22 protein-coding genes are annotated in these 19042 nt (G+C 74.2%); 6 read left to right on the plus strand and 16 right to left on the minus strand.

The genetic code is table 11. The features are described 5' to 3' along the window. The first annotated feature begins 3 nt into the window (after positions 1–3). The 5 genes from ACFW2G_RS22295 to ACFW2G_RS22315 all read left to right on the plus strand — a co-directional run bounded on the left by ACFW2G_RS22295 (position 4) and on the right by ACFW2G_RS22315 (position 6116). Complete coding sequence (locus ACFW2G_RS22295; RefSeq protein WP_384581121.1) at positions 4–1146, plus strand: ADP-ribosylglycohydrolase family protein; 1143 nt, start codon at positions 4–6, stop codon at positions 1144–1146. Positions 1147–1445: 299 nt separating this feature from the next. Beyond that, positions 1446–2876 (plus strand): ADP-ribosylglycohydrolase family protein, encoded by a 1431-nt coding sequence (locus ACFW2G_RS22300; protein ID WP_384581123.1) that lies wholly within the window; start codon positions 1446–1448, stop codon positions 2874–2876. Then, positions 2873–3898, plus strand: coding sequence for a ribokinase (rbsK, locus tag ACFW2G_RS22305; RefSeq protein ID WP_384581125.1), 1026 nt, complete (start codon positions 2873–2875; stop codon positions 3896–3898). The genes ACFW2G_RS22300 and rbsK overlap by 4 nt, the downstream gene beginning before the upstream one ends. A 119-nt stretch (positions 3899–4017) precedes the next feature. Continuing rightward, positions 4018–5304 (plus strand): CoA transferase, encoded by a 1287-nt coding sequence (locus tag ACFW2G_RS22310; protein ID WP_037927555.1) that lies wholly within the window; start codon positions 4018–4020, stop codon positions 5302–5304. Continuing rightward, on the plus strand, positions 5301–6116 hold the full coding sequence (locus tag ACFW2G_RS22315; RefSeq protein ID WP_384581127.1) for an HpcH/HpaI aldolase/citrate lyase family protein: 816 nt from the start codon (positions 5301–5303) through the stop codon (positions 6114–6116). The genes ACFW2G_RS22310 and ACFW2G_RS22315 overlap by 4 nt, the downstream gene beginning before the upstream one ends. A 156-nt stretch (positions 6117–6272) precedes the next feature. On the opposite strand, the gene lgt is transcribed toward ACFW2G_RS22315, so the two are convergent. The 11 genes from lgt to hisI all read right to left on the minus strand — a co-directional run bounded on the left by lgt (position 6273) and on the right by hisI (position 15499). Further along, positions 6273–7331, minus strand: coding sequence for a prolipoprotein diacylglyceryl transferase (gene lgt, locus ACFW2G_RS22320; protein WP_384581129.1), 1059 nt, complete (start codon positions 7329–7331; stop codon positions 6273–6275). Positions 7332–7419: 88 nt separating this feature from the next. Beyond that, a complete protein-coding gene (locus ACFW2G_RS22325) occupies positions 7420–8370 on the minus strand; it encodes a thioredoxin domain-containing protein (protein ID WP_078556928.1) in 951 nt (316 codons plus the stop codon). A 95-nt stretch (positions 8371–8465) separates the two neighbouring features. Beyond that, a complete protein-coding gene (gene trpA / locus ACFW2G_RS22330) occupies positions 8466–9293 on the minus strand; it encodes a tryptophan synthase subunit alpha (RefSeq protein ID WP_384581131.1) in 828 nt (275 codons plus the stop codon). Continuing rightward, positions 9290–10540, minus strand: coding sequence for a tryptophan synthase subunit beta (gene trpB / locus ACFW2G_RS22335; protein WP_384581133.1), 1251 nt, complete (start codon positions 10538–10540; stop codon positions 9290–9292). The genes trpA and trpB overlap by 4 nt, the downstream gene beginning before the upstream one ends. A gap of 204 nt (positions 10541–10744) precedes the next feature. Then, positions 10745–10900 carry a tryptophan biosynthesis modulator TrpM gene (gene trpM, locus ACFW2G_RS22340; protein ID WP_370466706.1) on the minus strand — a complete coding sequence of 52 codons (156 nt, stop codon included), beginning with the start codon at positions 10898–10900 and terminating at the stop codon, positions 10745–10747. Positions 10901–10977: 77 nt separating this feature from the next. Next, the gene (gene trpC, locus ACFW2G_RS22345) at positions 10978–11787 is read right to left on the minus strand and encodes an indole-3-glycerol phosphate synthase TrpC (protein ID WP_037926797.1); all 810 of its coding nucleotides are present in this window, start codon (positions 11785–11787) and stop codon (positions 10978–10980) included. 172 nt (positions 11788–11959) lie between these two features. Further along, entirely contained in the window at positions 11960–12457 is a 498-nt protein-coding gene (locus ACFW2G_RS22350; RefSeq protein ID WP_078556930.1) for a DUF2752 domain-containing protein, read from the minus strand. Between the two features lie 89 nt (positions 12458–12546). Beyond that, positions 12547–12798 (minus strand): HGxxPAAW family protein, encoded by a 252-nt coding sequence (locus ACFW2G_RS22355; protein ID WP_037926800.1) that lies wholly within the window; start codon positions 12796–12798, stop codon positions 12547–12549. A gap of 135 nt (positions 12799–12933) precedes the next feature. After that, positions 12934–13608 carry a TIGR02234 family membrane protein gene (locus ACFW2G_RS22360; protein ID WP_384581135.1) on the minus strand — a complete coding sequence of 225 codons (675 nt, stop codon included), beginning with the start codon at positions 13606–13608 and terminating at the stop codon, positions 12934–12936. A 14-nt stretch (positions 13609–13622) separates the two neighbouring features. Next, positions 13623–15113 carry an anthranilate synthase component I gene (locus tag ACFW2G_RS22365; protein ID WP_384451162.1) on the minus strand — a complete coding sequence of 497 codons (1491 nt, stop codon included), beginning with the start codon at positions 15111–15113 and terminating at the stop codon, positions 13623–13625. 17 nt (positions 15114–15130) lie between these two features. After that, positions 15131–15499, minus strand: a complete 369-nt coding sequence (gene hisI / locus ACFW2G_RS22370) for a phosphoribosyl-AMP cyclohydrolase (protein WP_384451159.1) — start codon at positions 15497–15499, stop codon at positions 15131–15133. Between the two features lie 91 nt (positions 15500–15590). Here hisI and ACFW2G_RS22375 point away from each other — a divergent pair, with 91 nt between their 5' ends. After that, positions 15591–16223 carry a TIGR03085 family metal-binding protein gene (locus tag ACFW2G_RS22375; protein ID WP_037927566.1) on the plus strand — a complete coding sequence of 211 codons (633 nt, stop codon included), beginning with the start codon at positions 15591–15593 and terminating at the stop codon, positions 16221–16223. Positions 16224–16350: 127 nt separating this feature from the next. On the opposite strand, the gene hisF is transcribed toward ACFW2G_RS22375, so the two are convergent. From hisF to ACFW2G_RS22400, 5 genes are read right to left on the minus strand one after another with little or no spacing between them, the layout of a single operon-like run. Further along, the gene (gene hisF / locus ACFW2G_RS22380) at positions 16351–17106 is read right to left on the minus strand and encodes an imidazole glycerol phosphate synthase subunit HisF (protein WP_037926812.1); all 756 of its coding nucleotides are present in this window, start codon (positions 17104–17106) and stop codon (positions 16351–16353) included. Then, complete coding sequence (locus ACFW2G_RS22385; protein WP_037926815.1) at positions 17103–17501, minus strand: RidA family protein; 399 nt, start codon at positions 17499–17501, stop codon at positions 17103–17105. The genes hisF and ACFW2G_RS22385 overlap by 4 nt, the downstream gene beginning before the upstream one ends. After that, positions 17498–18226: a bifunctional 1-(5-phosphoribosyl)-5-((5-phosphoribosylamino)methylideneamino)imidazole-4-carboxamide isomerase/phosphoribosylanthranilate isomerase PriA gene (gene priA / locus ACFW2G_RS22390; protein ID WP_384451153.1), complete on the minus strand. Its 729-nt coding sequence runs from the start codon at positions 18224–18226 to the stop codon at positions 17498–17500. Before priA ends, ACFW2G_RS22385 begins: the two co-directional genes overlap by 4 nt. After that, positions 18226–18876 carry an imidazole glycerol phosphate synthase subunit HisH gene (gene hisH, locus ACFW2G_RS22395; protein ID WP_384451150.1) on the minus strand — a complete coding sequence of 217 codons (651 nt, stop codon included), beginning with the start codon at positions 18874–18876 and terminating at the stop codon, positions 18226–18228. Before hisH ends, priA begins: the two co-directional genes overlap by 1 nt. Further along, on the minus strand, positions 18873–19040 hold the full coding sequence (locus ACFW2G_RS22400; RefSeq protein ID WP_030855494.1) for a hypothetical protein: 168 nt from the start codon (positions 19038–19040) through the stop codon (positions 18873–18875). The genes hisH and ACFW2G_RS22400 overlap by 4 nt, the downstream gene beginning before the upstream one ends. Between the last annotated feature and the right edge of the window lie 2 nt (positions 19041–19042).

Here is a 19042-nt window from a genome sequence, read left to right on the forward strand (position 1 = left end):
GACATGACGCTCACGTTGGAGGACCGGGCCCTCGGGGCCCTCGTCGGCGCCGCCGTCGGCGACGCCCTCGGCGGCCCGGTGGAGGGCTGGACCCCGGACCAGATCGTCGAACGGCACGGCGGCCGCGTGCACGGCGTCGTCGGCCCGTGGCACGAGAACTGGCGCACCGCCCGCCCCATCGCGCCGTACCACAAAGGCGACGGACACGTCACGGACGACACCTTGATGACGCACGCGCTGGTACGGGTGTACGAGACGGTACGGGACCACCTCGACGCGTACGCCGTCGCCGAGCACCTGGTCCCCGATCTGATGACCACCCCGCGCTGGATCCCCGAACTGGAGGCCGAGGCACTGCCGTTGCAGCGGATCTTCCTCGCGGAGAAGTGGATGGTGACCCGCCTGCACTACGCACACGCGGATCCGCGCGAGGCCGGCACCGGCAACATCGTCAACTGCGGCGCGGCCATGTACATGGCCCCGGTGGGCATCGTCAACGCGGGCAACCCGGCCGGGGCCTACGCCGAGGCCCTGGACGTCGCCGGGGCGCACCAGTCCTCGTACGGGCGGGAGGCCGCGGGCGTCTTCGCGGCGGCGGTGGCGGCGGCGTGCCTGCCGGGGGCGACGGCCGCCTCGGTGGTGCAGGCAGCCCTGTCCCTGGCCAAGGACGGCACGCGCGCGGCGATCGCCGCCGTCGGCGAAGTGGCGTGCCGGTACCGGGATTTCGAGTCGGCGCTCGCCCCGCTGCGGGCGGCGGTGGCCCCCTACGACTCGGTCGGCCCGGACTACCGCACCCCGTCGCTCGACGCCCGCCGCCCGTCCCGCCTCCATGCCATCGAGGAGCTCCCGATCGCGCTGGGGATGCTGCTGGTCGCGGACGGACGGTACGAGACGGCCGTGCTCGGGGCCGTCAACTACGGGCGGGACTGCGACTCCATCGCCACCATGGCGGGGGCGATCGCCGGAGCCCTGGGCGGCGAGGCCGCGGTCCCGGCGGTCTGGGCCAAACAGGTCGCCGGAGCCAGCCGCCTGGACCTGCACGCCCCGGCCGTCGCGCTGGCCGCCGTGGCCCGGGAGGTCTTCGCCCGCGACCGGGCCCGCCGCCGCGCCCACGAGTCGGCCTTCGCCGCGATCGCGACCCCCTGATGCCCCCGCCGACGCCCCCGTCCCCCTGCGGCCCCCCTCCGGCCGGCCCCGCGCCCCGGTCCGGGAGCCCGGGCCCCACCCGCCCGGCCCCCCGGACCGCCGCGACACCGCCGAGGGCGGTCACCGGCTCCGCCCCCGGTGCGGGCCCGAAGCCCGGCACCGGATCGGCACCGGGCACGCCGGAACCGCCGTTCGGCTCCCCGGCAGCGGCCGTCACCCCGAGCGGAGCGGCAGCGGCAGCGGCAGCGGCAGCGGCAGCGGCCCGGGAACGCCCTGCCGGACCCGGCCCGGTCGGCGGCGTGCGTCTGACCTGGGCGCAGCCCGAGGACCTGCTCGGGCACGAGCTGCGTCAGGCGGCCGAGGACGGCCGGGACCCCGGCCCCGCCCTGCGGACCTGGTCCGCCGCGGGCGGCCACCCGGCGCCGGAGCGCGCCGGGGCCTCTCCCGTCCCGGCGTCCCCGCACCTGCGGGCGCTGGCCTCCCGCCTGCTGGACGAACTCGCCCTCCTGCCCTCGCCGTTGGCCGCCGACGAGCCCACCGCATGGGCGGCCATCGCCGCCGCCTGCACGACGACCGGCGCACCCGCTCCCGCGACGCCCCGGCCCGCCCCGGACCGGGACTCCCGGCCGGCGCCCCGCGCGAAGTCCGGACCGGGGGCGGGGCCGGGCGGGGACGGGCTGCGCAGCCGGCTCGAAGCCGCCTGGGTCGGGCGGGCCGCCGGGTGTCTGCTCGGGAAGCCCGTCGAGAAGCTGCCGCTGGAGGGGATCAGGGCGCTGGCCCGCGCCGCCGGGAACTGGCCGCTGGACGACTGGTTCAGCGCCCGCGACGTCCCGGCGGAGCTGCTGGCCGCGTACCCCTGGAACCGCCGCTCCGCACCCACCTGCCTCGCCGAGAACATCGACGGCATGCCCGAGGACGACGACCTCGACCACCCCCTCCTCGGCCTCCTCCTGCTCCAGCGCCACGGCAAGGCCTTCACCACCGCCGACCTCGCCCGCCTGTGGCTGGACGAGCTGCCCGCCGGGCGTACCTTCACCGCCGAGCGCGTCGCGTACCGCAACCTCCTGCTCGGGCTGGAGCCCCCCGAGACCGCCACCCACCACAACCCGTTCCGCGAATGGATCGGTGCACTCATCCGCGCCGACGTGCACGGCTGGACCAACCCGGGCGACCCGGCCGCCGCCGCGGCCCAGGCCTACCGGAACGCCGCCCTCACCCACACCGGCAACGGCGTCTACGCCGCCCTCTTCGTCGCCGCCGCCACCGCCGCGGCCGCCACCGGCCGCGCGGACGTCCACACCGCGCTGCGGACCGGGCTGGCCGCCGTACCGCCCCGCTCCCGTCTCGCCGGGGCGATCCGCTTCGGGATCCGCACGGCCGCCGAGGAGGCCGACTTCGACCGCGTCGTCGACCGGCTGCACGCCCGCTTCGGGCACTACCACTGGGTCCACTCCGTCCCGAACACCGCCCTGATCGCAGCCGCCCTCACCCATGCCGACGGGGACTTCACCCGCTCCGTCTGCCGTGCCGTGTCCGGCGGCTGGGACACCGACTCCAACGGGGCCACCGCCGGGGCCCTCGCAGGCCTCCTCGCCGGGGCACCCGAACGGATCCCGCACCGCTGGACCGCCCCGCTCAAGAACCGCCTCGCCAGTACCGTCCCCGGCTTCGACGGCATCGGCTTCGACACCCTCGCCCACCTCACCGCACAGGAGGCAGCACGCTCATGACGGTCATCGCCGTGCTCGGCAGCACCAACATGGACCTCGTCGCCTACGTCCCCAAGGCCCCGCTCGCCGGGGAGACGGTCACCGGTCGCGCGTTCCGGACCGTCCCCGGCGGCAAGGGCGCCAACCAGGCCGTCGCCGCCGCCCGCTCCGGCGGGAAGGTGGTCATGATCGGCGCGGTCGGGGCCGACGAGTTCGGGGTACGGCTGCGCTCCGCGCTCACCGCCGCCGGCGTCGAGACGGCGGCGCTGCGCACCGTCGAGGGCGCCAGCGGCACCGCGCACATCACCGTGGACGACGAGGGCGGCAACCGCATCGTGGTCGTCCCGGGGGCGAACGGCAGCGTAACCGGTCTGGAGGCGGGGGACGAGGCGCGGATCGCCGCCGCCGGTGCCCTCCTCCTCCAGCTGGAACTGCCGCTGCCCGCCGTGCTCGCCGGGGCCCGCACCGCCCGTGCGCAGGGTGTCCGTACGGTACTCACCCCGGCCCCCGCCCAGCCCCTGCCCGCCGAGCTGCTCGCCGTCACGGACCTGCTGGTGCCCAACGAGCACGAGGCCGCCGCCCTGACCGGGCTGACCGACCCCCGGCAGGCCGCCGAGGCCCTGCTGGACGCGGTGCCCGAGGTGGTCGTCACCCTCGGCGCGGCCGGGGTCCTCCACGCGGCACGCGGCCGGGACCCGCTGCGGGTGCCCGCGCCCCGGGTCCGGGCGGTGGACACCACCGCGGCCGGGGACACCTTCGTCGGGGCCCTGGCAGTGGCCCTGGGCGAGGGCCGGCCGATGCCGGAGGCGCTGCGCTGGGCTTCGGCCGCGGCCGCGCTCTCGGTGCAGCGCCACGGCGCCCAGGACTCGATGCCGACCCGGGCCGAGACGGAAGCCTTCGCCCTGGCCGCGTGGCAGGCGGACCCCCGGCCGGGGAGCGGCACCCTCACCGGTGCCGACGAGGCCGGGACCGTACCCCCGGACCGCCCCGGCGGCCGCCGGACCACCGGTTCCGACGGCGCCGGGACCGGAGCCGGCTGGTGACCCCGGACACCCCGTCGGGCAGCGGCGCCGGGCCGACGCCCTCCGAAGCCCGCCCCCTCCGTGGCGGCCGGGACGCAGAACCGAACCGGGCCGGCCCGCCGGCCCCCGCGGCCGGGCCCGTGCCGCCGGGCGTCGCACCGGGCCCCCACCCGGCGGCGGGCCCCGGCGGGCCCCGGCCACGGACCGGGCGCCCGCCCGCCCCCACCCGGCCGGGGCAGGGGCGGGGGCCGCTGCGCGGGCTGCGGGTGCTCGACCTCGCCACGCTCTTCGCCGGACCCCTCGCCGCGACCCTGCTCGGCGACTTCGGCGCCGACGTCGTCAAGGTCGAGCACCCGGCCCTGCCCGACCCCTCCCGCGGTCACGGCCCCGCCAAGGACGGCATCGGCCTGTGGTGGAAACTGCTCGGCCGGAACAAGCGGACCATGACCCTCGATCTGTCCACCCCCGGTGGTCGGGACACCCTCCTGCGGCTCGCCGCCACCGCCGACGTGGTCATCGAGAACTTCCGCCCCGGCACCCTGGAGAAATGGGGCCTGGGCTGGTCCGAACTCTCCGACGCCAACCCGCGCCTGATCCTGGCCCGTGTCACGGCCTTCGGCCAGCAGGGGCCGTACGCCCACCGCCCCGGCTTCGGCACCCTCGCCGAAGCCATGAGCGGGTTCGCCGCGGCCACCGGCGAGCCGGACGGGCCGCCGACCCTGCCGCCTTTCGGACTCGCCGACTCGATCGCAGCGCTGACCTGCGCGTACGCCGTGATGACAGCGCTCGCCGGACGGGAGCGCACCGGACACGGGCAGGTCGTGGACCTGGCCATCGTCGAGCCGATTCTCACCGTGCTCGGCCCGCAGCCGCTCTGGTACGACCAGCTGGGGTACGTCCAGCCCCGCACCGGAAACCGCTCCGCCAACAACGCCCCCCGCAACACCTACCGCAGCGCCGACGGCCGCTGGCTGGCGGTCTCCGCCTCCGCCCGGTCCGTCGCCGAGCGGGTGGTGCGGCTGGTCGGCCGGCCGGAGCTGATCGCCGAGCCCTGGTTCGCCACCGGTACCGGGCGGGCCCGGCACGCAGACGTCCTCGACGAGGCCGTCGGCGGATGGATCGCCCGCCACAAGGCGGAGGAGGTCGTCTGCGCCTTCGAGGAGGCCGACGCGGCGGTCGCCCTCGTCTACGACGTGCGCGACGTGATGGACGATCCGCAGTTCGCGGCCCTCGACACGCTGACCGAGGTGGAGGATCCGGAGCTGGGGCCGCTGCGGATGCAGAACATTCTGTTCCGGTTGTCCGAGACCCCGGGCGGGATCCGCTGGGCGGGCCGCCCGCACGGCGCGGACACGACCGAGGTGCTGGCCGAGCTCGGACTGTCCGGCGCCGAGATCGCCGCACTGCGCGCCGAGGGGGCCCTGTGATCCTGACCTGGCTGTACGCACCGGGCGACCGCCCGGCCGTGGTCGCCAAGGCACTGGGCTGCGGGGCGGACGCCGTCATCGTCGACTTGGAGGACGCGGTGGCGGTCTCGCGCAAGGAGTACGCCCGTGCCGCCACCGTCGAGCTGCTCGCCGAACCGCTGCCGGTCCCCGTCCACGTGCGCGTCAATGCGATCGACTCCCCGTGGGGCGGCGCCGACCTGGCCGCTCTCGCCGGGCTGCGCGGGCTCGCGGGGCTGCGGCTGCCCAAGGTCAGCGCGCCGGAGCAGATCGCCGCGACCGCCGACCGCACGGGCGGGGTGGGCCTGTACGCCCTGCTGGAGTCGGCGCTGGGCGTGGAGCGCGCGCACGGGATCGCCCGCGCGCACCCGGCCCTGCGCGGGCTCTCCCTCGGCGAGGCGGACCTGCGGGCGGATCTGGCGGTCAGTGCGGAGGAGGGGCTGGACTGGTGCCGCTCCCGGGTGGTGGTCGCGGCGCGCGCGGCCGGGCTGGCTCCCCCGTCCCAGTCGGTCTTCCCCGACATCCGGGACCTGGAGGCGCTGGCGGCCTCCTGCGCCCGCGGCCGGTCCCTCGGCTTCCTCGGCCGGGCGGCGATCCACCCGCGTCAGCTCCCCGTGATCGAGCGGGCCTATCTCCCGGCGCCGGAGGAGGTGAACGCCGCGATGGAGGTGCTCGGCGCGGCGCGGGCCGCGCCCGGCGCGCTGGCGCTGCCCGACGGGCGGTTCGTGGATCCGGCCGTGGTGGCCTCGGCCCACCGCACCCTGGCGCTGGCCGCCCGGCTGCCGGTCCGCTGATGCCGCACCGGGCGGGCCACCGGGCCCGCACCGCGGGACCGCGCGCCGGGCGCCCTGGGCCGGGGCGCGCGTGGGCGGCGCGTCGCGGACGCCGGCCGGTACGGGAGAGGGGGTGCCGCATGGCGTGCGGCACCCCCTCTCCCGACCGGTTCGCGGTCAGGGCGTGTCGGCCTCCGGGGCCCCGGCGTCCACGGCCGGCTTGCGCAGGTCGGCCTTGACCGCTCCCTGCCGTACCGCGGTGTCGGCGCTCCCGGCGCCGGTCGGCGGGGCGTCCACGGGCGCGGCGTCGGCCTTGGCCTCGGGCCCGGCCCCCGGCTCGGTGTCGGTCTCGGCCTCGGCCTCGGCCTCGGTGTCGGCCTCGGTCCCGGCCTTGGCCGCGCCCTTGTCGCCCTCGCCGCCGGGGGCGTCCGGCTCGACGATCTCCTCGCGGCCCGGCCGCAGCTTCGCCGAGACGACCAGGTAGACCACCGCGAGCACGAAGACGATGATCGAGGTCCAGACGTTCAGCCGCACGCCGAGGATGTGGTGCGCCTCGTCGACGCGCATGTACTCGATCCAGCCGCGGCCGACGCAGTACGCGGCGACGTAGAGGGCGAAGGCCCGCCCGTGGCCGAGCGTGAAGCGGCGGTCGGCCCAGATCACCAGGAAGGCGACGCCGACGCACCACAGCGACTCGTACAGGAAGGTCGGGTGGTAGGTCCCGGCGTCCCGGTTCGGGCCGGCGCTGATCTCCACCGCCCAGGGCAGGTCCGTGGCCCGGCCGTAGAGCTCCTGGTTGAACCAGTTGCCCCAGCGACCGCACGCCTGGGCCAGCGCGATGCCGGGGGCCAGGGCGTCGGCCCAGGCCGGCAGCGGGATACCGCGCAGTCGGCAGCCGATCCAGGCTCCGACCGCGCCCAGCGCGATCGCGCCCCAGATGCCGAGGCCGCCCTCCCAGATCTTGAAGGCGTCGACCCAGTTGCGGCCCTCGCCGAAGTAGAGCTGGTAGTCGGTGACCACGTGGTAGAGGCGACCGCCGACCAGGCCGAACGGCACCGCCCACACGGCGATGTCCGCGACCGTGCCCGGCTTTCCGCCGCGCGCGATCCAGCGCTTGTTGCCGAGCCAGACGGCGACGAAGACGCCGATGATGATGCAGAACGCGTAGCCGCGAAGCGGGATCGGTCCGAGATGGATCACGCCGGTCGACGGACTGGGGATGTAAGCAATGTCCATGGCAGACCTGACGCTACCCTGCCGGGCGGTGCGTACCGCAACCCGCCCGGCGGGGTCGAAACCAAATCCACACATGGACCGGCGGACGTCAGTCCGCCGCGGAGCCGCTCCCGGAGCTGTTCGCGGAGCTCTTCGCCGCCGTCCTGGAGGGCGACGGTGAGGCCTGCGCCCCGCTCTTGCCGGTGTCCTTCTCGGAGCCCTTCTCTGAGCCCTTCTCGGAGCCCTTGGCACCGGCCGCCCCGCCGGAGCCCTGGGCGCCCGCCTCCACCTTCTGCTTCAGCTTCTGCGGGGTCAGCGGGTCCGCCTGGTCGGAGAAGACGTCCTTGCCGTCGAGCAGCACGGTCGGCGTGCCGCGGAAGTTCCCGGCGGCGAAGGCCTCGTGCGACTTGGCCACCCAGCTGTTGTGCGTGCCTTGCTCGACGCACGCCTCGAACGCGGGAGTGACCAGCCCGTCGACCTTGGCGGCGAGCTCCAGGAGCTTGGCGTTCTTGCCGTAGGCGTCGTCGATCTCCTCCGGCTGGTTCTGGAAGAGGACGTCGTGGTATTCGGTGAACTTGCCGGCGTCCTGGGCGCAGGCGGCCGCGTTCGCCCCCTTCAGGGAGCCGCTGCCGCCCATGTTGCCGTCGATGAGCGTGACCAGGTGGTAGTCCACCTTGAGCAGGCCCTTGGCCTCCAGCTCGTGGATGGTCTCGCGGTAGTTGTCCTCGAAGGACTTGCAGGCCGGGCAGCGGAAGTCCTCCCACACCGTGAGGGTGGCCTTCGCCTCGGGCTTGCCCGTCTGGATCGCGAGAGCGTCCTTGCCGGTGGCGCCGCTGGGGGCGACGACCGGGCCGCCCTTGGCGCTGGTGTCCTTGCCGGCGTTGGCCGCGATCACGCCCACGACCGTCGCCAGGCCCAGGACGCCGACCACCGCCGCCGCCACGATCAGGGTCCGCCGGCGCTTGTCCCGGGTCTTCTGCCGCTCGCGCTCCGCTTGGAGTCGCTCCCGGGCCGATCGTTTCGTCGCATCGCGGTTGGCACCGTCGTTCTTGTCGCTCACGCTCCGCCAAACGAAGCAGGGAGGCACTCGCGTGCCTCCCTGTCCGCCATTCCACCCGATCGGACTACAGAACCCGATCGGGTGTCGGTTTTGTCTTAGCTCCTGCGTACGCCTGCCGCAAGTTCGCCCGCCAGCGCCCGTACGGCGTCCAGCCCGGCCGGCAGGTCCGGCGCGTCCAGCAGCAGCTTCACGAAGGCCGAGCCGACGATCACCCCGTCGGCAAAGCCGGCCACTTCCTTGGCCTGGGCCGCGTTCGAGACGCCGAGGCCGACGCAGACCGGGAGCCCGCCGCGGGCCCCGGCCGCGGCACGGGTGCGCCGCACCAGGTCCTGGGCCTGGTTGCCGACCGACTCGCGGGTGCCGGTGACGCCCATCAGCGAGGCGGCGTAGACGAAGCCGGAGCCGGCCGCCGTGATGGTGGCCAGACGCTCGTCCTTGCTGCTCGGCGCCACGACGAAGACGGTCGCCAGGCCGTGCTTCGCGGCGTGCTCGCGCCACAGCGCGGACTCCTGGACCGGCAGGTCGGGCAGGATGCAGCCGGCCCCGCCCGCCTCCGCCAGCTCGGCCGTGAACCGCTCCACGCCGTAGCGGTCGATCGGGTTCCAGTAGGTCATCACCAGGATCGGCGCGCCGGTCGCCTCATGGGCCTCGCGCACGGTGCGCAGCACGTCGGCGATCTTGACTCCGCCGCGCAGGGCGATGTCGTCGGCGGTCTGGATGACGGCGCCGTCGAGGACCGGGTCACTGTGCGGGAGGCCGATCTCGACCACGTCCGCGCCGCCCTCGACGACGGCCTTGACCGCGTCGATGGCGCCGTCGACGGTCGGGAAGCCGGCCGGCAGGTACGCGACGAGCGCGGCGCGGTCCTCGGACTTCGTCTTGGCGAGCGTGTCGCTCAGCAGCTGGATGTTGCCGTTGCTCACTTCGACTCCCCCTCGGCCGTCTCTGCGTCGTACAGCCCGAAGTAGCGGGCCGCCGTGTCCATGTCCTTGTCGCCGCGGCCGGACAGGTTGACGACCAGCAGGCCGTCCTTGCCCAGCTCCCTGCCCAGCTCCAGGGCGCCCGCGAGAGCGTGCGCCGACTCGATCGCCGGGATGATGCCCTCCGTGCGGGAGAGCAGGCGCAGGGCCTGCATCGCGGCGTCGTCGGTGACCGCGCGGTACTCGCCGCGGCCGGCGTCCTTGAGGTAGGAGTGCTCCGGGCCGATGCCCGGGTAGTCCAGGCCGGCGGAGATGGAGTAGGGCTCGGTGATCTGGCCCTCCTCGTCCTGCAGGACGTAGGAGCGGGAGCCGTGCAGGATGCCGGGCTCGCCCGCGGTCAGGGTGGCCGCGTGCTCGCCGGTCTCGACGCCGTGCCCGGCGGGCTCGAAGCCGACCAGGCGGACGTCGGTGTCCGGGATGAAGGCGTGGAAGAGGCCGATGGCGTTGGAGCCGCCACCGACGCAGGCCGCGACGGCGTCGGGCAGCCGGCCGGCGCGCTCCAGGATCTGGCGGCGGGCCTCGACGCCGATCACGCGGTGGAAGTCGCGGACCATCGCCGGGAAGGGGTGCGGCCCGGCCACCGTGCCGAAGAGGTAGTGGGTGCGGTCCACGTTGGCGACCCAGTCGCGGAACGCCTCGTTGATCGCGTCTTTCAGGGTCCGCGAACCGGACTTCACCGCGATGACCTCGGCGCCCAGCATGCGCATGCGGGCGACGTTCAGCGCCTGCCGCTGGGTGTCGATCTCGCCCATGTAGATGACGCACTCAAGGCCGAAGAGGGCGCAGGCGGTGGCGGTGGCCACGCCGTGCTGGCCGGCTCCGGTCTCGGCGATCACGCGGGTCTTGCCCATGCGCCGGGTGAGCAGCGCCTGGCCCAGCACGTTGTTGATCTTGTGCGAGCCCGTGTGGTTGAGGTCCTCGCGCTTGAGGAAGATCCGAGCGCCGCCGGCGTGCTCGGCGAAGCGGGGCACCTCGGTGAGGGCGCTCGGGCGGCCGGTGTAGTTGACCATGAGGTCGCCCAGCTCGGCCGCGAAGGACGGGTCCTCCTTGGCCTTCTCGTACTCGACGGCCACCTCGTCCACGGCGGCGACGAGCGCCTCCGGGATGAACTTGCCGCCGAAGTCGCCGAAGTAACCCTCGGCGTTGGGAACGTGACCCTCCGGGTCCGGGATGAAGAACTCGCTGGACATGTCCAGTGCTCCTACGGGTGCGAGATGCGGCGGGTGGTTTCACCGTAGGGCGCCGCCCGCCCGTGCCGCGCACACCCCGCTGGGGGTGTCCTGCGTACGGTGCGGGGCAGCCCGCTCCCGGAGCCGGTCGGCCCGGGCAGCGGGCCGTACGGGACCGCCGGGCGACGCGGTACGCCTTCGCGCACCGGGTCGCGGCAGCCCTCGTTACGGCGCTTCTCCGCGGCGCCATCGCATGCCGTTGACCTGGCCGGGCTCGGAGCCGATCACGTACCGGACCCGCCGCCCGTGGACGCGCCGGGCCGGGGCGCGGCAGCCGCGGGGGCGGCAGCCGCGCGCCAGGGGCGCGTACGCCGTCGGCACGCCGCCCGGGCCGCGGCGGGATGCCGGCGGCGCGGACCGCGCGCGGACGCGGGGACGGTCAGGGGTCACGGGAAGGGTCAGCTCCGTCCGTGGCGCAGGGCCGGGTGGGCCCCGGCGGCGACGAGGTCGGCCACGGCCGCCTTCGGGTCGCGGCCGGTGACCAGGGACTCACCGACGAGGACGGCGTCGGCGCCCTCGTTCGCGTAGGCGATCAGGTCGTGCGGTCCGCGGATGCCGGACTCGGCGACCTTGACGATGTGGGGCGGAATCTCGCCGACGACGCGCTCGAAGGTGGAGCGGTCGACCTTGAGGTCCTTGAGGTTGCGGGCGTTGACCCCGATGATTCTGGCGCCGGCGGCCACCGCCCGCTCCACCTCCTCCTCGTCATGGACCTCGACGAGCGGGGTGAGACCGATGGACTCGGCCCGCTCGATGAGGGAGACGAGGGCCTCCTGCTCCAGAGCCGCGACGATCAGCAGCGCGAGGTCGGCGCCGTAGGCGCGGGCCTCCCAGAGCTGGTAGGCGGTGACGATGAAGTCCTTGCGCAGGATCGGGATGTCCACGCGGGCGCGGACGGCCTCCAGGTCGGCCAGCGAGCCGCCGAAGCGGCGCTGCTCGGTGAGGACGGAGATGACCGCCGCACCGCCTGCCTCGTAGTCCGCGGCGAGCCCGGCCGGATCCGCGATCGCGGCCAGCGCGCCCTTGGAGGGGCTGGAGCGCTTGACCTCGCAGATCACCTTGACGCCGTCGCCGCGCAGGGCCGCGACGCCGTCCTTGGCCTGGGGCGCCTTGGCGGCACGCTCCTTGAGCTCGTCGAGGCTCACGCGGGCCTGCCGTTCGGCAAGGTCTTCGCGGACCCCTTCGATGATCTCGTCGAGCACACTCACGCGAGCGGCCCCCTTCCGGGTCGATGACGGTCGGCCGCCCTGCAGACACGAACCACTGCAAGGTCGGCCATCAAATGGTATCCGGCGGAGGCGTCGCCCTCCGCACTCGGTTGACGGCGTCCCAGTAACTGGACATTCGGAATGCGCCCTTCATCCCGGCTGTACGCCGGGCTCAGGGCGCCAGCGCCGACCCGAAAGAGAGATTTCGGACAACGGCGAAAACCAGTACCACCGCGCCCACCGCCCACGAGTGGGCGGGACGCAGGACGATCCTGGGGGCCGGCCGGCCGCGGAAGGCGCGAACCAGCCACAGGGCCATGAAACCCGCGAAGACGAAGTAGCCGACGACGGCGAGGGCATTCGACCCGAAAGCAGCGGCCAGGTCCCCGTGGGCGAACGCGTGCGCGCTGCGCAGGCCGCCGCAGCCCGGACACAGGAGGCCCGTCAGCTGCAGCAGCGGGCAGACCGGGTAGTGGCCCGGCTCGTTGGGGTCCACGGCGCCCACGTACGCGAACGCCGCGCCGACCGCGGCCAGGTAGGACGCCGGGACGGCGAGCCGCCTGGCCAGGGAGGCCCGCTCGACGGGACCGCGGGGGCCGGCGGGCAGGGCGGGACCCGCGGGGCCGGCCTGCGGGCCGGGTACGGCGTCGGGGGTGCTGGAGGCGTCCACCTGCTGATTCTCTCCGCTCACGACAAAAGGCGCAGCCCGGCGGGGCCGCGCCTTTCGGCTCTCTTCCAGGACCGGCGCAGGTGGCGCGCTCAGGCCTTGGCGGGGACCTTGTTCGCGGCGATGACCTCGGCGAGGTCCTTGTGGGTGGCCTTCGGCGCGCCCATGCCCGCGGCCTTCATCCCCAGGCCGACGACCCCGCCGAGCGCGACGACGACCATCCCGGCCCAGAACCCGATCGGGTTCGCGAGCACCATGAAGGCGCCGGAGATGCAGAAACCGATGAAGGCGATGATGACACCGGTCCAGGCGGCCGGGGTGTGTCCGTGGCTCGTGCCCGCCATGAGTTGCTCCTCGTTTGCTCTGTCGCACTGCTTCGTCGAACGTGTGGTCCGGGTCGGACGCTCGGTGACATTGTCCCGCACCGGGCGGCCTCGCCGTCCAGGGGGGGTCGGCTCGGGGCCGGGCGAGGGGCCCGGTCAGCGGGTCCGGTCGCCGCTCGGGCCCGTGGTCGGGTCCTCGCCGCGGTCCAGAGCCTTCCACAGATCCTCCGGCCGGTCCGGATCAACCGCCGCCACGGCCCGTGGGCGGGGGGTGCCGTCACGCTCGTAGCGGCCGCCCATCGCGGGCCAGCCGCTGCCGAAGCGCAGTGCCAGCAGCCCGGCGGCCAGGATGAGGACCGCGCCGGCGGCCGTCACGTACGGCCACGTGGTCTGCGTGAGGCCGGCCACGTGCGCCGCGTTGTCCGCGGTCGAGCGGACCGCCTGGGCGTCCAGGGCGGTGCGTCCGTCGGAGCCGAAGAGGGCCGACAGCGCCGCACCGAGGCCGCTGAGCGCGAGCAGGCCCGACACCAGGAGCCGACCCTTGCCCCGGACGGCGAAGACGGCGACCAGCGCGGCCAGTCCCACGATGGCCAGGGCCGCGGGGAGCCCGGTCACGGCCCGCCCGTCGGCGCTCAGCTGGAGCGAGTCGCTGCCGATGGCGGCCGTGCCCCGGGCCCAGACCCGGCCGGAGGCCAGCAGGACCACGGTGGCGCCGAGCGCGCCGAGCAGCAGCGCCGCGGCCACGCTGCGGCGGCTGCTGCGGCTGTCGGGGGCCTCGGACTCGGCGGAGGCTTCGGATCGGGGCGGGGGTACGGCACTCACGCACCCCACTATCCCCTACGCCCTCAGGAGCCGCTCAGGCGGTTCGCCGCAGCCACGGCCCGCAGCACGGCGGCGGCCTTGTTGCGGCACTCGTTGTCCTCCAGCTCGGGCACGGAGTCGGCGACGACACCGGCCCCCGCCTGCACGTACGCCGTACCGTCGCGCAGCAGCGCCGTTCGGATGGCGATGGCCGTGTCGGAGTCCCCCGCGAAGTCCAGGTAGCCGACGCAGCCGCCGTAGAGGCCGCGGCGGGAGGGCTCCAGTTCCTCGATGATCTGCATGGCGCGCGGCTTGGGGGCGCCGGAGAGGGTGCCCGCCGGGAAGCAGGCCGTGAGCACGTCGAAGGCGGTCTTCCCCTCGGCCACGCGTCCCGTCACGGTGGAGACGATGTGCATGACGTGGGAGTAGCGCTCGATCGACATGAAGTCGACGACCTCGACGGACCCCGGTGCGCAGACCCGGCCGAGGTCGTTGCGGCCGAGGTCGACGAGCATCAGGTGCTCGGCGCGCTCCTTGGGGTCGGCGAGCAGTTCCTCGGCGAGGTCGTTGTCCTCCTGCGGGGTGGCGCCCCGGTGGCGGGTGCCGGCGATGGGATGGACCATGGCCCGCCCGTCCTCGACCTTGACCAGCGCCTCCGGGCTCGACCCGACCACGTCGAAGCCGTTCTCGAAGCGGAAGAGGTACATGTACGGGGACGGGTTCGTGGCGCGCAGCACCCGGTAGACGTCCAGCGCGGAGGCCTCGCAGGAGGTCTCGAACCGCTGCGAGGGCACCACCTGGAAGGCCTCGCCGGCCCGGATGCGCTCCTTGATGTCCTCGACGGCCGCCTGGTACTCCTCGCCGCCCCACAGGGCGGAGTACTCCGGGAGCGCGGAGGCGGGCAGCGGGGCCGGGACGTAGGGCGCGGGCCGCGCCAGGTCCGCCTCCATGGCGTCCAGCCGGGCCACGGCGTCCGCGTGGGCCTCATCGACGCCGGAGTCGAGGTCGTTGTGGTTGATGGCGTTGGCGATGAGCTGGACGGTGCCGTCCCAGTGGTCCAGCACCGCGAGGTCGGAGGTGAGCAGCATCGTCAGCTCGGGCAGTTCAAGGTCGTCGCTGCCGTGCTCGCCGATGCGCTCCAGGCGGCGGACGATGTCGTAGCCGAGGTAGCCGACCATCCCTCCGGTGAAGGGGGGCATGCCACCCGCGAGGTCGCGGGGGGTGTGCAGGGTCTCGACGGTGGCGCGCAGGGCGTCGAGGGGGTCGCCGTCGGTGGGTACGCCGACGGGCGGGGTGCCGATCCAGTGCGCGCGCCCGTCCCGGACGGTCAGGGTCGCGTCGCTGCGGACCCCGACGAAGGAGTACCGGGACCAGGACCGGCCGTTCTCCGCGGACTCCAGGAGGAAGGTGCCGGGGCGTTCGGCGGCCAGCTTGCGGTAGAGCCCGACGGGCGTGTCCCCGTCGGCGAGCAGCTTGCGGCTCACGGGGATGACGCGGCGGTCGGCCGCGAGCTTGCGGAACGTCTCAAGATCCATTGCGTGGGGACCCCTACCTAGTCGGCTGCGCGGAGGAGGACGTCGTCGTCGAAGCAGGTGCGGGATCCGGTGTGGCAGGCGGCTCCGACCTGGTCGACCTTGACGAGCACGGTGTCGGCGTCGCAGTCGAGGGCGACGGACTTGACGTGCTGGAAGTGGCCGGACGTGTCCCCCTTCACCCAGTACTCCTGCCGGCTGCGGGACCAGTACGTGCAGCGGCCGGTGGTCAGGGTGCGGTGCAGGGCCTCGTCGTCCATCCACCCGAGCATGAGCACCTCACCGGTGTCGTACTGCTGGGCGATGGCCGGTACCAGGCCGTCGGCGGAGCGCTTGAGGCGCGCGGCGATGGCGGGGTCGAGGTTGCCGGGGCGGGGGGGCGTACTCATGGGCCCATTGTGCCGGGCCCGGATGGGTGTGGTGATCCATGTCCGTCCGATGGGCGGGCATCCGGCGCGTTCCGGCCGTAGGCTGGCCCGCATGTCTACCCATGCGAAGCGTGAACGCCTTTTGCTGGCGGACCTGTTGGAGGCGGCCGGCCCCGAGGCCCCCACGCTGTGCACCGGCTGGAGGTGCCGCGAGCTGGCCGCGCACGTGGTGGTGCGGGAGCGGCGGCCGGACGCGGCGGGCGGCCTGCTGCTGAACGTGCTGAAGGGGCGGCTGGACGCGGCGATGGCCGAGTACGCCGCCAAGCCGTACGAGGAGCTCGTCCGGCTGATCCGCACCGGGCCGCCGCGGATGTCGGTGTACGCGCTGAAGCAGATCGACGAGGCGGCGAACGCGGTGGAGTTCTACGTCCACGCGGAGGACGTCCGCCGGGCCCAGCCGGACTGGTCCCCGCGGGAGCTGGACCCGGTGTTCTCGGACGCGCTGTGGTCCCGTCTGGAGAAGATGGCACGGCTGACGGGGCGCCGTTCGCCGGTGGGTCTGGTGCTGAGGCGCCCGAACGGGCAGACCGCGGTGGCGCACAAGGGTGCGCCGGTGGTCACGGTGACGGGCGAGCCGGGCGAGCTGACGCTGTTCTGCTTCGGCCGGCAGGCGTCCGCCGCGGTGACGCTGGACGGCGAGCAGGAGGCCGTGGCCAAACTGACGGTGGCCGAACTGGGCCTCTAGGCGTGCGGTGAGCGTGCGCGCCGGGCGCCGCGGGGCAGGCGGGACGTCCGCGACCCGCCCCGGCGCTGTGACCGACTCCGGACCATGGCCCGCGCCGGGCGGTGCTCCCACCCGGCGCGGGACAGACCTAGCGGACGGGGTGACCGGCTTCGCGGAGGGCGGCCTTGACCTCGGAGATGCGGAGGTCGCCGAAGTGGAAGACGGATGCCGCGAGCACGGCGTCCGCTCCCGCCTCGATCGCCGGGGCGAAGTCCGCGAGGCGGCCCGCGCCGCCCGAGGCGATCACCGGCACGGTGACGTGCTTACGGACCGCCGCGATCATCTCGGTGTCGTAGCCGTCCTTGGTGCCGTCGGCGTCCATCGAGTTCAGCAGGATCTCACCGGCCCCCAGCTCCGCTGCCCGGTGGGCCCACTCGACGGCGTCGATGCCGGTGCCCCGGCGACCGCCGTGCGTGGTGACCTCGAAGGACCCCGACCCGGTGCGGCGGGCGTCGACCGACAGGACGAGGACCTGCCGGCCGAACCGCTCCGCGATCTCCTGGATCAGCTCGGGCCGGGCGATGGCGGCCGTGTTCACGCCCACCTTGTCCGCTCCCGCGCGCAGGAGCTTGTCGACGTCGTCGGCCGTGCGGACGCCGCCGCCCACGGTCAGCGGGATGAAGACCTGCTCGGCGGTGCGGCGCACCACGTCGTAGGTGGTCTCGCGGTTGCCGGAGGACGCGGTGATGTCGAGGAAGGTCAGCTCGTCGGCGCCTTCGGCGTCGTACAGCTTGGCCATCTCCACCGGGTCGCCCGCGTCGCGCAGGTTCTGGAAGTTGACGCCCTTGACGACCCGGCCGTTGTCCACGTCCAGGCAGGGGATCACGCGTACGGCGAGGCTCATGCGGGCACCGCCCGGTACGCCTCGACCTCCACCTCGACGACCATCGACGGGTCGACGAAGCCGGAGACGATGAGCATCGTCGCGGCCGGGCGGACCGCGTCGAGGAGCTCCTTGTGGGCGCGGCCCACCTCGTCCACGTCGCGGGCGTGCGTCAGGTACATGCGGGTGCGGACGACGTCCTCGGGGCCGAGGCCGGCCTGGGCGAGGGCTTTGAAGGCGACGCCGAAGGCCGCGACGGTCTGGTCGTACGGGCCGCCCGCATCGGCCGCGGTGCAGCCGGAGACCAGCACGAGGCCGTTGGGCAGCTGCACGGCTCGGGAGTAGCCGATGACGTCCTCGTAGGGGCCGCCGGAGGAGATGCGGCGCACGGCGCCGGCGTCGGAGGTGTTGCTCATGCGGAGACCACCTTCAGGGCTTCTTCCAGGGTGAAGGCCTTGGCGTACAGGGCCTTGCCGACGATCGCGCCCTCGACGCCCAGCGGCACCAGCTCGGACAGGGCCCGCAGGTCGTCGAGGCAGGAGATGCCTCCGGAGGCGACGACGGGCCGGTCGGTGGCGGCGCAGACGCTCCGCAGCAGCTCCAGGTTGGGGCCGGTGAGCGTGCCGTCCTTGCCGATGTCGGTGACGACGTAGCGGGCGCAGCCCTCGGAGTCGAGGCGGGCCAGGGTCTCGTAGAGGTCGCCGCCCTCGCTGGTCCAGCCGCGGCCCTTGAGGGTGGTGCCGCGCACGTCGAGGCCGACGGCGATCCTGTCGCCGTGCTCGGCGATGGCCTTGGCGGCCCACTCGGGGGTCTCCAGGGCCGCGGTGCCGAGGTTGACGCGGGTGCAGCCGGTGGCGAGGGCCGCGGCGAGCGAGGCGTCGTCGCGGATGCCGCCGGACAGCTCGACCTTGATGTCCATGGCGCGGGTGATCTCGGCGACCAGGGCACGGTTGTCGCCGGTGCCGAAGGCGGCGTCCAGGTCGACCAGGTGGAGCCATTCGGCGCCCGCGGCCTGCCAGGCGAGGGCGGCCTGCAGCGGGGAGCCGTAGGACGTCTCGCTGCCGGAGACGCCGTGGACGAGGCGGACGGCCTGGCCGTCGCGGACGTCGACCGCGGGAAGGAGTTCGAGCGGGTTCGGCATCAGAGGGTCTCGATCCAGTTGGTGAGGAGCTGGGCGCCGGCGTCGCCGGACTTCTCGGGGTGGAACTGGGTCGCCCACAGGGCTCCGTTCTCCACCGCCGCGACGAAGCGTTCGCCGTGCGTGGCCCAGGTGACCTTGGGGGCGCGGATCAGCGGGTTGGTCGTCTCCAGGGTCCACTCGCGCGCCGCGTAGGAGTGCACGAAGTAGAAGCGTGCGTCGGCGTCCAGACCGGCGAAGGCCTGGCTGTCGGCCGGGGCCTCGACGGTGTTCCAGCCCATGTGCGGGACGACCGGGGCCTTGAGCGGGCCGACCGTGCCGGGCCACTCGTCGAGACCTGAAGTCTCCACGCCGTGCTCGATGCCGCGCTCGAAGAGGATCTGCATGCCGACGCAGATGCCCATGACCGGGCGTCCGCCGGAGAGGCGGCGGCCGATGATCCAGTCGCCGCGGACGTCCTTGAGTCCCCGCATGCAGGCGGAGAAGGCGCCGACGCCGGGGACGAGGAGTCCGTCGGCGTCCATGGCCTTGTCGTAATCGCGGGTGATCTCGACGTCCGCGCCGACGCGCGCGAGGGCGCGTTCGGCGGAGCGGACGTTGCCGAAACCGTAGTCGAGGACCACGACCTTCTTGGTGGGGTGTGCTGTGCTCATTCCCAGATTCCTTGGATTCGCAGGACTCCGGCTGCCAGACACATCGCGGAGGCGAGGGCGAGCAGGATGATGACCGACTTGGGCATCTGCTGCTTCTGGAAGGAGTAGACGCCCCCGGCCAGGAAGAGGCCGAGGACGATCAGGATGGTGTTCAGCCCGTTCACTG

This window comes from Streptomyces sp. NPDC058880, assembly GCF_042742535.1.
GTDB lineage: Bacteria > Actinomycetota > Actinomycetes > Streptomycetales > Streptomycetaceae > Streptomyces.